Source organism: Lactiplantibacillus modestisalitolerans, from assembly GCF_005405425.1.
GTDB classification, from domain to species: domain Bacteria; phylum Bacillota; class Bacilli; order Lactobacillales; family Lactobacillaceae; genus Lactiplantibacillus; species Lactiplantibacillus modestisalitolerans.
The window spans coordinates 22987-34556 of record NZ_BJEA01000024.1 but is presented as its reverse complement, the minus strand read 5'-3'; the positions used below and the strand labels follow the sequence as shown (position 1 = coordinate 34556).

Sequence of the window (11570 nt, the reverse complement as noted above, 5' to 3'; positions counted from 1 at the left end):
AACACAGAAGTTAAGCTTCTTAGCGCCGATAGTAGTTGGGGGATCGCTCCCTGCGAGGGTAGGACGTTGCCATGCAATTATTCCGACATAGCTCAGTTGGTAGAGCGCTTGACTGTTAATCAAGATGTCGACGGTTCGAGCCCGCCTGTCGGAGTATAAGACGTGTCCAGCAATGGGCATATTTTATATATCCATGCCGGCTTAGCTCAGTTGGTAGAGCATCGGTATCGTAAACCGAGGGTCATCAGTTCGACTCTGGTAGCCGGCACTTTTGAAGGTGAGACGTGGGTCTTACCTTTTTTTCTAAGGAATGATCATTATATATATGGAGGATTAGCTCAGTTGGGAGAGCGTCTGCCTTACAAGCAGAGGGTCACAGGTTCGAGCCCTGTATCCTCCATCAGGATAAACGAAGAGGCTGTGACTAATGTCATAGTCTCTTCGTTTATCTTCGAATATTAATAGCCAAAACGTGCGCCAAAAGTCAGCTGGCTCCGCTTAAACTCGTGAGCTAAACAATCCAAGTTCAGGATTATTCGCCTTACGCCGTTAATCCTCACCAGCTAACCGACTTTTGGCACACTCTCTTATTTGAAACAAAATTATTTTTAAATGTACTAATCAAAAGGACCTAAAAGTGTTGAAAAAAGCTAGGATACTAAGGTTACTAGCTAGTATTAAGATTGTGGGATCAGCGTAATTGCCTTGCGCTGGTCTTTTTTGTGCTTTTTAACTAAATTTAGTTAGTCATGAGTGTGTAACCTAACCCCGTTTACGCCAGTTTTAGTTTCTTTTATTAATAAGATTTTACGTGGAAATCCGGCTTAACGAAGCGCTTACTTTCCGTTAATTTTAAAGGGTAAAATTAGAAAATGATTTAATTTTATTTTTATATTTTAAATGTTAAAACTTATTAGTGACGCGGTAATTCGCAGTTGACGGTGTTTTTAACGGCTTGCGTTTTGAGCTTCTTAATTTCATTAATAGAAGCAAGATTAGAAAACGGTTAACTCTATTGTTGAATAAGATTAAGGATAGTATAATAGTTATTATGTTTAATTAAGAAACAAAAATTGTTGCTTTTAACTGAAGCACAAGTCGTTTGATTTAAGTTTGGAGGAAATGCAATTGGATAATGAGCAAAAACTGGATCGGTCGTTCTTTGGCCAACCGCGTGGTTTGCGCACGTTGTTCTTCACTGAAATGTGGGAACGATTCAGTTACTACGGGATGCGCGCCCTGCTGATTTATTATATGTACTACAGCGTCGCAAAGGGTGGCCTTGGCTTTGACCAAGTAACAGCTGCATCCATTATGTCGATCTATTCTGCGCTAGTATACGTTTCTAGTGTGCTTGGTGGCTTTATGAGTGACCGGGTATGGGGTAGTCGGAAGACCGTCTTTATTGGTGGAATCCTGATTATGTTAGGACACATCGTGTTATCAACGCCGTTCGGAGCGCCCGCGCTATTTATTTCAATCGCGCTAATCGTTGTCGGGACTGGGCTGTTGAAACCAAACGTATCCGACATGGTCGGTCAGTTATATACGGCTGAAGATACTCGCCGGGATGCCGGTTTCAGTGTTTTCGTTTTCGGGATTAACTTAGGGTCGTTAATTTCACCATTACTCGTTGGTCGGGTTGGTTTACACATTAACTTCCATTTAGGCTTCTCCTTAGCAGCCATTGGGATGTTCTTTGGTTTATTACAATATTACTTTGATGGTCGGAAGACGTTGAATTCTGCCAGCCTATACCCAACCGATCCGTTGGAACCTGGTGATTTGAAGAAGCTTACTCGGCGGACGATCATTGGGGTCATTGGTTTGATCTTAATTTTAGTTCTAATGAAGCTCATGAACGCTTTGACGTTAAACAACGTGATTACGTTAATCAGTGTACTGGTTATTTTAACGCCGATTATTTACTTTATCTTGATGCTGACGTCTGAAAAGACTGATTCGACGGAACGGTCACGTGTGCGGGCTTACATTCCGTTATTTATTGCCGCATCATTGTTCTGGGCGATTGAAGAACAAGGGTCAGCCGTACTTGCGTTATTCGCGGCTAACCGGGTTAACTTAGACATTGGTTTCATGCACCTGGCTGCGTCTGACTTCCAGACATTGAACCCGTTGTTCATCATGTTATACACGACACCGTTCGTGCTACTGTGGACGAAGTGGGGTAAAAAGCAACCTAGTTCACCAACTAAGTTTGCGGTTGGACTTGTTTTCGCCGGGGCATCGTACCTCTTAATGGCAATGCCTGGGGCCTTATTCGGGACTGCTGGCAAGGTTAGCCCGCTCTGGTTAGTGGGAAGCTGGGCATTAGTTGAAATTGCTGAAATGTTAATTTCACCAATTGGCTTGTCTGTTACCACCAAGTTAGCACCTAAGGCCTTTGCTTCACAAATGATGAGTATGTGGTTCCTAACCGATTCGGTTGGGAGTGCCTTGAACGCGCAAATTGTGCGCTTCTACTCGAGCAGCACCGAAGTACCGTACTTCGCGATTATCGGGATTTCCAGTGTTATCTTGGGAATCATCCTCTTTATGATGGTGCCAATGATTAGACGCCAAATGAAGGGTATTCTTTAAACCAATCTTTAATCAAGATATGCTATCTTATGGGTAGCATATCTTTTTTTATTGGGAGGTGAAGCCCATGGTTCGCTTAGCTTTAAGTAGTGATAATCATTTTGATGTCAACCGGGTCAACGTTCGCGACGTCATGCGGGCGCAAGCGGCCTATTTGGCGCAGCGGGGTGTCGAATGGTATTTGATTGCCGGCGACCTGTTTAATGATTTCCAGCGCAGTGAACAGTTTGTTGTGGATTTGCAGGCATTATTAGGCCCACAGACGCAAGTTCGCTGGATTGCAGGTAATCATGACATGGTTAGCGGAATTAGCTTTGATGAGCTCGAGAAGGGCCAATTTGCGGGGTATCTGCATAATCGGTTTGTCGACATTCCGGGAACTGACTGGCGGATCATCGGTAACAATGGCTGGTACGATTACCAATTTGCAACTGAGATTCCGAATACGACGCCGGCATCCTTTTTACAGTGGAAGCGGGCGTACTGGATTGACCGGGCGATTCAACAGCCGTTAAGTGACCCTGAGCGGGCCGAGCTGGTTTTAACGCAGGTCCGTTCCCAGTTGCTTGCTGCGCAAAGGGCGCATAAACGCGTCCTCCTGATGACCCACTTTGTTCCGCGGGCGGACTATTTGCGCTGGTCAACGGATAATCGCTTCTGGAATATGGCAAACGCCCTGATGGGAACGCCTAGGCTTGGCCGGCTATTAGAACAGTTTGATGTTGCTCACGTGTTATTTGGGCATTTACACGCGCAACCGCAAGTTCACCAGTTTAACGGGACGACTTATTATGATCAGGCCGTTGGTTATGGTTTGAAGCGAATCAATGAATGGCAGGCGGCCAACTTTATGGATCAGTGGTATCAGCGGACCCGGTTGCTTGATTTGAAATAAATTCAAAAAAGTTTTCAAAAAGGCTTGATTTTTTATTCAAAATTATGTATTCTAATATAGTTGAATGATTCACGGAGGGGTAGCGAAGTCTGGCTAAACGCGGCGGACTGTAAATCCGCTCCTTCGGGTTCGGTGGTTCGAATCCACTCCCCTCCATTTCATTTTTGGGCTATAGCCAAGTGGTAAGGCAACGGGTTTTGATCCCGTGATGCGCTGGTTCGAACCCAGCTAGCCCAATAGAATACTTACAATAGCCGTCAATGAGGTTCAAAAAGCCTTAATTGACGGCTTTTTGTTTGTCCCGCGTATGCAATAAGATACATTAATCTAAAATGAAAGTGCACCACAAGTGCACCACGGATTATATATCCATATAACGAGCCAGCTTAGAAGCGGCCTCGTTTTTTTGTTTCTTTGTAACGTGTAAATAAATTTGCTGGGTGATTTTTAAATCAGCGTGCCCCAATGTTTTAGATACCTCGTTGACGGATGCGCCCGCCTCAAAAGAAAGGGTGCAAAAAGTGTGCCTGAAAGCGTGAATTTTTATTCGTCTTAAGTCGTATCGCTTACATATACTTCTATTCCAATGGTCGGGCATGCTAGGAGCTAACGGCTGGTTATCCTGATTAGCAAATACAAGCTGTTTGGCCGCCTTAGCGTTGTACCCCAGCTCAAAGCATCGCCGGGCTTGCGTCATTCGCCACTTGTGCAGATATTGTACCGTCTTAGTGTCAACGGCGATAGTTCGATAACTGCTGTTCGTCTTGGGCGTTTGCGTCACAATGTGCCAGTTCTCCCCCAGCGACTGCGTTTTATTGATCGTGATTTCATCCGCATCAAAATTAATATCATTCCACTGCAACGCTAAGGCTTCTCCGCGCCGCATCCCGGTAAAGGCCAGTAGCCGAAACAGCATGAACGCCTGCGGATTGTCGTAATCGTAAGCACACTCTAGGAAGTGGACGAGTTCGGACTTTTCGTAAAACTCAATTTTGGGCGCTTGCTGCTGTGCTTTCTGTTTAGGAATGCTGGTTTTTGCCATCGGATTGCGGGTGATAAGTTCCATCCGTACCCCAAAATCAAAGACACTAATTACATAGGTGCGAAAACGGCGATACTGTTTTAAGCCCTGTTTAAGCCAGTTATGAACGATTGTTTGGCATAGGGCGACCGTGATATTCTTGACCTGCTGTGAACCCAGTAGGGGCGTAATATGGAGCCTGAATATATCGGCCGTCTTAGCCCACGTTGATTCTTTTACTTGTTGTTGGTATTCCTCTTTAAACCATTTAGCGTAGAGCTGTTCAAAGGTAATATCATTGTTGGAAACATATCCTTGATTCTTATAACTTACTTGAGCGTTAGAAGTCCATAATTGGGCTTCTTTTTTTGTTTTGAAACCGCGTTTGTGCATCCGTTTGGGGCGGCCGTCGGTAGCATCGCTGATAGATGCAAACACTTCCCAGAAAATACCGGCCTTAGTTTTATACTGCTTGAATGTTGCCATGCTGATTATTCCTTTCATACCGGCTGGCGGGCATGGGTATGTAGGAAAACTGTTTAGTTATATTTAATACTGATAAAATTTGTAAATTTGTGAGTATTACTTAATAGGTCAGTCGGCCAAGAAAAAATATAAGGCCATTCTTGGAATTCGTTATAGCCTATGTCGGTTCTAAAAACTATATTTTTAATTTTTGCCAAATCTAACTTTCGATAACATTCGTAAGCAACTTTGCCTAATACGAGTTCTAATTTTTTACGTTCACTTTCACGGAAAAATGATTCTAAGTTAGTTTTAATACGTGCGGCGATTCTTAAATCAGCAAAGGTTTCATCAAAGCATGTAAGAATTAATGTATCCGAAGTCTTCGATTTATCGCTGGAATCGAATAGCACTGTAATTGGTAATTTAAAAAAATCCGGGATACTGTCTGCCGAAATGTCTTTTAAGGAGAAAAAATGAGCCATTAATATTGGAGTGTATCCATCTAAAACTACAGGAATTTCATTGCTTTTAGATGTTAATTCTACAGTAAAGTGCAGATCTGTTTCGATTATATCGTCAAAAAACAAATCATCAATCCAATCAATATCTAAACCATTGACAAGTCGGGTGAGTGTTTCAAATTGAATACCTTTCGAATGTCCGTTGTACAACTGAGAAATAGTGGGACGTGAAATGCCAGTTGCATTGCTCACGTCTTGAATAGACAAATTGGCTTTTTTCATATATTTGTCGAGTGCAAATTTGAGCATATCGTACCTCCTAATTTATTAACATTCTACCATGCAATGCAAAAATGATAAATAGTATTGTTAGAAATGAATGCACTCCTTGACACTTTCAAAAATCCGGTGTAAATTGTTTAACTGATAGCTATGGTTATCATATATAGAAAGTAGTCTTTACAAGCGGGAGGCGAATTACATGCAATTTACGTTAAAACAAGTTTTAGCAGAGCGGCATTGGACTATAGGGACCGTTGCTAAAAATACCGGTGTTAGTCGTGCCACTTTAACAAATATATATTATGGGCATTCGAAAGGTATCCAATTAAAAACTCTAAGTAGACTTTGCGAATTCTTAGGGGTAACACCAAATGACTTAATTTCATTAAAAAAATAGAAGAGGAGGTGAGGTGAATTTGAGCGAAAAATTAAGCGTGATTTTGGGTGACGACCAGAGCCGCCAGTTACGGGCTTACGTTTACAACTTAGTTGCTGATTCGGTTGCATCCGCTAAGCGGGATGCCGGTATTAGCCAAAAATGGCTACGTAAGAGCGCCGGAGCGGATTATGCCGGGGTATCAAGCGGTACCTTTAACGGATGGATTAAGCATCAAGGATTGCCGGTGCACGTCATTAATGGCACGACATTAGTTAGCAAGCGGGATATTGACCAATTTATCAACAGCAACGGAATTATTGAAGAATAAAGATGCTGGCGGGCATGGGCGTTACAGTTGATGGGATTGGTCCAGTAAGAGGAGTGAAAAAATGTCAGAACCGTATGAAATTCGATTGAATGAAAATCGATTAAAAGAGTATAGCGGGATTATGTCAGATTTGTTGCTTGCGCGGTCAGAAAATGCAGCTCAGTATGCTTCACTTGAAAATTTGCGAGATGCGATCAACAAGCAACTGGATTTAATTAGTCGTTGCAAAGACGGTGAAATTCAACCCAACGTAGTTATAAACGATAATTTAACGCTTTTGGCGGTGCTCGATGATTTCATTAATCAGCACAAGGGCAGATTAGATAAAAACGATGCAGTTTTTAATGATATCTATGATTTTATGGATGGGCTTCTGGGGTGATGGAGATTTGGAAGCGAAAAAAAGAACCGTACTTTTACTTTGGCGAGTAAGCACGGTTCAAGGTTGCTAATTCAACAGTTAGATAACCTTTTTTCGCTTTCATTTTATCAGAATAAGCCGATATTTGAAAGGATGAACCATTATGAAAGAGAACAGTAACAAATTAAATGATGCCATTGAAATTGTGGCGGACAATCAAGGGGCGCTGCGTGTTAGCGTTGACGCCGTAAATAGCATTTTAGGGGTCTGCGGGTTAATTGTCCCCAGTTTAAAGCGTGCCAGTGATAGCGATGGTTATTTTGACATGACGACGCGGGAGCTTATCGACAGCAACGAACGAAAAGACCTAACTATCCAGAATTTAATGTATGTTCTTCAAAATATTCAAGATTTGGGGATGCGTACGGATGAGAAGCTGGGACAGTTAAAACAAGCATCGCGACAACTTAGCATCAAATTGGCTAAGACGGCGGATGCTGTGAAGTCTGCTGATGGAGAAAGACTTGTTAAGTCTCCTGTGCCCGCTGGTGGGTACGCTAGTAAAATTCGCTAATAGGAGGAGACAAGATGACAAGTGAAACCCTTAAATCCAGAGCGTTAAAAATAGCCGCTACCGGTGTTCCAGTTTACCCCCTAGCACCTAATAGCAAAGTACCGTTAAAGGGCAGTCGGGGTTATCTGGACGCCACTACTGACCAGCAAACTATTGCGGGCTGGTTCGAACATGTTCCAAGGGCAAACATTGGTATGCGCTTAGATCCCGTCCATTTATTGGTCGTTGATATTGACCGTCACGGGAAAACAGACGGCGTGCAATCGCTGAAACGGCTCAACGAGCAGGGAAAACAGTTGCCGCCAGATACTTACATTGAACGGACACCACAAGATGGCTTACATTATTTTTTCAGATATGAAACGGATGAACAAGTAAAACGGGTCATTGGGCTGTATCCTGGGATAGATATACTGACGGATTTTGTATTGATTGCCCCCAGTTCGATTAATGGTAAGCAGTACCGGCCAATTACCCCGGGGGCACTGATTCAACGCGCCCCACAGTGGCTAATTCGTGACCTGCTACCCAGTCAAAAGGTAAACCGGACGCCAGAACGCGCTTCACAGATACGTAAAACATGGGCGGGGCGGCTATTAGATGAATTGACTGCTGGCACGGATGAGGGTAACCGTAATACCTATCTAGCATCCGTATTAGGTAAAATTTTGAATACTGGATGCCAGAGCGCTACGGCTTACGAACTATTACAGTACGCTAATGAGCAATTGCGGCCGCCCCTATCTGATAGAGAAGTAAACACTATCTTTAAATCAATCATTAAACGCGTTTAGGAGGTGATAACGTGGCACAAGATAGCGAGCTAAAAGCGGCAATGGCGAGGCGTGATAAAAAGATAATGCCGCTAAAAGGTGCTGATTGGCAAGAGCAATTAAGGACAACCGATAGCGGCGGTATTAAGCGGGGTTCCCTGTTCAATATCCGCTTGTATATTGAGAATGACCCCAATTTAAAGGGTATGCTAGCTTATGACGAGTTCTCCGGAAAGGTCATTAAAACGCGTTCTAACGATAATACCGGTTTACGGAAAGGGGACTGGCAAGATACGGATGATTCGTTGTTAAGGGCTTATTTTGACGAGCAATACAATATCCTATTCTCAAAAGATAATGTATTTGACGCCATGATTAGGGTTGCCCGTCTGCATCCGTTTGACCCGGTTAAAAAGCGAATTGAAGCCGTTAAGTGGGACGGTCAACCGCGAGCGGAAACCTTCTTTATTGACTATCTGGGAGCAGAAGACAATCACTATATGCGGCAAGTTACCCGTAAATGGTTAGCCGGTGCAGTTGCGCGGGTTTATCATCCGGGGATTAAGTTTGAAATTATCCCGATGCTAGACGGTGGCCAGGGACTGGGCAAAAGTACCACCGTCAAAAATCTGTATCCCGAATATTTCAATGACAACTTGAAAACGATGGGTAAGCAGAAAGACGACTACCAGAAGTTAACGGGAAGCTGGATCATTGAACTAGCCGAATTATCCGCCATGCAGAAGACCGATATTGAAACCATGAAGAACTTCACTAGTGCAACGTCTGATTACTACCGGAACAGCTATGGGCGCTATGCTACCCAGCATCCGCGGCGGAGTGTCTTTATCGGGTCGACTAACCAACACGACTTTTTAAAGGACTTCACCGGCGAGCGGCGGTTTTACCCGATTAGGTGCGGTCTGCATCCAGCCAGCAAGAACCCACTAAAGCCGGTACAGGATGACATATTGCAGACGCTGGCAGAGGTTAAAACGTGGGTAGATGCAGGCGAAAAGTTATATTTTGACCAGCAGACGTTGAATGAAGCTAAAGCCTATCAGCAGGAGGCACAAGTTATTGATCCAATGAAAGACGCAATTACCGACTATTTAGAAATGCTAGTACCGACTAACTGGGACGAGCTAACAATTAGCGTTAAGCATTCGTATTTTACGACCATCGAAAACGGGGGAACCATTGATGTGAATACTGACAATTGGTTGAATGTGAAACTTGATAGCGGCCGGGAGCCAATTCAAAAGACTTCAACCCGCGAAATATTAGCGGTCGTTTTTGACCAACAGACTTCAAGATATTTGGTTGGTCGGACAAATAGCGACGCCAAAAAAATTAAATTGATTATGGATAATATGCCAGGTTGGGAATATAAGGCTAACGTGGTTATTAATGGAAAGCGCGGGCGTGGATATGAACGAATTACCGACTAATTACTAACTATTATAAATAACCTGTGTAACGTGTGTAACCTGTGTAATGATTGATGTATAGGTATTCTTGAATAATAGTACGTGTGTGTAACGTGTATTAACCCCGTGTAATTGGTGGCTTGAATTACACACGTTACACACCTAAAACACGGGTGCGTAATGGCTAGAATGTTGATATACCGGCCTTTTACACGTCTACGCAGGTACACGGGTATACGAGCACAACAAGTATTAAAAAAACTCGATGCAGTTCAATGACTTTACCTCCAGATTTGGCGAAAAGTATTAGTTTGATATTGATTTACTACTGGTAAGTTTTCCTGAAATTTGGTGAAAAGGATTGACTGCATCCGTTACAGATTCAAAAAAAGCAACTTTTTAATAAATGTGATCACAGAATAGGAGTGAGGGAATGCCATTAACAATGACGGAGTTTAAAGTATTAAGTATCTTACCACGGGGCGCCGGTTATCCAATGACGACTTCAAATATTTGCAAGGTAACACAATTGAAAGTAAGGGACGTTAGGGCGGCCGTTAGCGTGTTGATCAGTCAATACGGCGTGCCAATTGTAGCAAACCGAAACGGCCGTAACATGGGTATGTTTATTGCTACCAATCAAGATGAGCTTAATGTTGGTATTGCGGCTTTTAAAAGTCAGGTAGCTACGATGAACGCCCGTATTAGAGCTGTGGAGCAAGCGAATATAGACGAATGGGAAAAGACCTTGCGACCGGACATTCAACGGCTGACGGATGATATTCAGCGTACACAGGGTGCTTAAATACAAATAGTGTTAGCAAAGGTCGTCACAAGTTGATAAGTGGCGGCCTTTTATTATTGACCAATAGACGCTTGAAATACGTTTACCTGTGGGGGCGGCGGCCTAGTTATCTAATTTGTAGCTGTAAACCTATTAGAACCATGATCAACCCATTTTGATAGAACCTGTTATTAATATGGTCAGGCTACCTCAGAAAACCTCATATAAATTTGATATGGCTACCTGAAAAAAACATGAAGATAATCATGCGGGGCGCTTGCATATAGGGCGTGTGGTAGTGTGCAGGCAGTTGTAATTTCGAGGCCAAAAAAGCCGGGTGATGGTTTCTATTAAAACATTATAAATCGCGTTGTATCAACGCGCACTGGCTATTATGTGTTTCAAAAAAATTCTTGCGAAATAGGTACATGCTATAATTCACTTGATAGCGTTGCTGTGAAAGATGGCCGTTAACGTTTTTTTTTGCATCCGAGGGGGCTTAATAATGGAATTATGGTACAAACAAGCTTGTAAGGATTTAGAACAGTTTCGCCGTTATCAATGGATTTTTAATGATCCTGAAATTGATGTTAATTCCAAGCAATGGAAAAGGGAAATAGCGGCGTGTCGCCACGTTCAAAACGGTATAGAACGGATGAGCGACCCCCAACAAACTAATTTACTACGATATGAATTCGGTTTGAATGGTAGCCGTGAACTAGCCCAGCAAGCTTTAAATTTAAAAAAGTCCCAATACTATGCAGTTCGAAAAAAAGCCATTCGGAACTGGGTGACGCAAATTATTAAAATGATGGATAAATAGGGAGTACCAAAAGTACACTCTACCTAGAATGTAACGAGTTTGCGCAGATTCCGCAGTTCCTAAAAAGGGGACGTCGTGAAACGCGCCCTCCTTGTCCCATCGAAAGGGATTATCAGTGCTAATGCTAATAATTTAAGGGCAGATAGGGCAGGTTATAAAAAGAGACGGGGTAACTGGAGTTACTCTCTATATCAATTCGAGGGCATCCATAATGAAGGGGTACGCATAAGTATCCCCTTGAAACTCTATGCCGTCGTACTAATCAAGACTAACGGGCGCGTACTAAAAAGTACACAGCTCAACAACCGTAAACCCGGTTACGCTTGTTATGTCGGATATGTCAGGCTATAAAAAGGGAGGAACAAATTGTTACCCCCGCTAACAACTGTA

At 43.0% G+C, this 11570-nt stretch carries 12 protein-coding genes and 5 tRNA genes; 15 read left to right on the top strand and 2 right to left on the bottom strand.

Going from position 1 to position 11570, the window contains the following annotated elements; translation table 11 throughout:
- The first annotated feature begins 81 nt into the window (after positions 1-81).
- The 7 genes from FFM79_RS12065 (at position 82) to FFM79_RS12035 (ending at position 3733) form a co-directional block, all read left to right on the top strand.
- A tRNA-Asn gene (locus tag FFM79_RS12065) sits at positions 82-154 on the top strand.
- A 41-nt stretch (positions 155-195) separates the two neighbouring features.
- Positions 196-268: transfer RNA gene (locus FFM79_RS12060), tRNA-Thr, on the top strand.
- Positions 269-327: 59 nt separating this feature from the next.
- Positions 328-400 (top strand) — tRNA-Val (locus tag FFM79_RS12055).
- Positions 401-1128: 728 nt separating this feature from the next.
- Complete coding sequence (locus FFM79_RS12050; protein WP_137643731.1) at positions 1129-2601, top strand: peptide MFS transporter; 1473 nt, start codon at positions 1129-1131, stop codon at positions 2599-2601.
- Between the two features lie 67 nt (positions 2602-2668).
- A complete protein-coding gene (locus tag FFM79_RS12045; RefSeq protein ID WP_137643730.1) occupies positions 2669-3496 on the top strand; it encodes a metallophosphoesterase in 828 nt (275 codons plus the stop codon).
- Positions 3497-3569: 73 nt separating this feature from the next.
- Positions 3570-3652, top strand: a tRNA-Tyr gene (locus tag FFM79_RS12040).
- A 9-nt stretch (positions 3653-3661) separates the two neighbouring features.
- A tRNA-Gln gene (locus FFM79_RS12035) sits at positions 3662-3733 on the top strand.
- 124 nt (positions 3734-3857) lie between these two features.
- Here the strand turns inward: FFM79_RS12035 and FFM79_RS12030 are convergent.
- Complete coding sequence (locus tag FFM79_RS12030; RefSeq protein WP_170177464.1) at positions 3858-5003, bottom strand: site-specific integrase; 1146 nt, start codon at positions 5001-5003, stop codon at positions 3858-3860.
- A gap of 53 nt (positions 5004-5056) precedes the next feature.
- Entirely contained in the window at positions 5057-5755 is a 699-nt protein-coding gene (locus FFM79_RS12025) for a helix-turn-helix domain-containing protein (protein WP_137643728.1), read from the bottom strand.
- 172 nt (positions 5756-5927) lie between these two features.
- Here FFM79_RS12025 and FFM79_RS12020 point away from each other — a divergent pair, with 172 nt between their 5' ends.
- From FFM79_RS12020 to FFM79_RS11985, 8 genes are all read left to right on the top strand, one after another.
- On the top strand, positions 5928-6125 hold the full coding sequence (locus FFM79_RS12020) for a helix-turn-helix domain-containing protein (RefSeq protein WP_137643727.1): 198 nt from the start codon (positions 5928-5930) through the stop codon (positions 6123-6125).
- Positions 6126-6144: 19 nt separating this feature from the next.
- The gene (locus FFM79_RS12015; protein WP_225424452.1) at positions 6145-6435 is read left to right on the top strand and encodes a helix-turn-helix domain-containing protein; all 291 of its coding nucleotides are present in this window, start codon (positions 6145-6147) and stop codon (positions 6433-6435) included.
- 61 nt (positions 6436-6496) lie between these two features.
- Positions 6497-6817: a hypothetical protein gene (locus FFM79_RS12010; RefSeq protein WP_137643726.1), complete on the top strand. Its 321-nt coding sequence runs from the start codon at positions 6497-6499 to the stop codon at positions 6815-6817.
- 142 nt (positions 6818-6959) lie between these two features.
- Positions 6960-7370 (top strand): hypothetical protein, encoded by a 411-nt coding sequence (locus FFM79_RS12005; RefSeq protein WP_137643725.1) that lies wholly within the window; start codon positions 6960-6962, stop codon positions 7368-7370.
- A gap of 14 nt (positions 7371-7384) precedes the next feature.
- Complete coding sequence (locus tag FFM79_RS12000) at positions 7385-8164, top strand: bifunctional DNA primase/polymerase (RefSeq protein ID WP_137643724.1); 780 nt, start codon at positions 7385-7387, stop codon at positions 8162-8164.
- 11 nt (positions 8165-8175) lie between these two features.
- Entirely contained in the window at positions 8176-9594 is a 1419-nt protein-coding gene (locus tag FFM79_RS11995) for a virulence-associated E family protein (RefSeq protein ID WP_225424451.1), read from the top strand.
- Positions 9595-10006: 412 nt separating this feature from the next.
- On the top strand, positions 10007-10378 hold the full coding sequence (locus tag FFM79_RS11990) for a DNA replication protein (RefSeq protein ID WP_137643723.1): 372 nt from the start codon (positions 10007-10009) through the stop codon (positions 10376-10378).
- 484 nt (positions 10379-10862) lie between these two features.
- Positions 10863-11180, top strand: a complete 318-nt coding sequence (locus FFM79_RS11985) for a hypothetical protein (RefSeq protein WP_137643722.1) — start codon at positions 10863-10865, stop codon at positions 11178-11180.
- Positions 11181-11570: the final 390 nt, after the last annotated feature.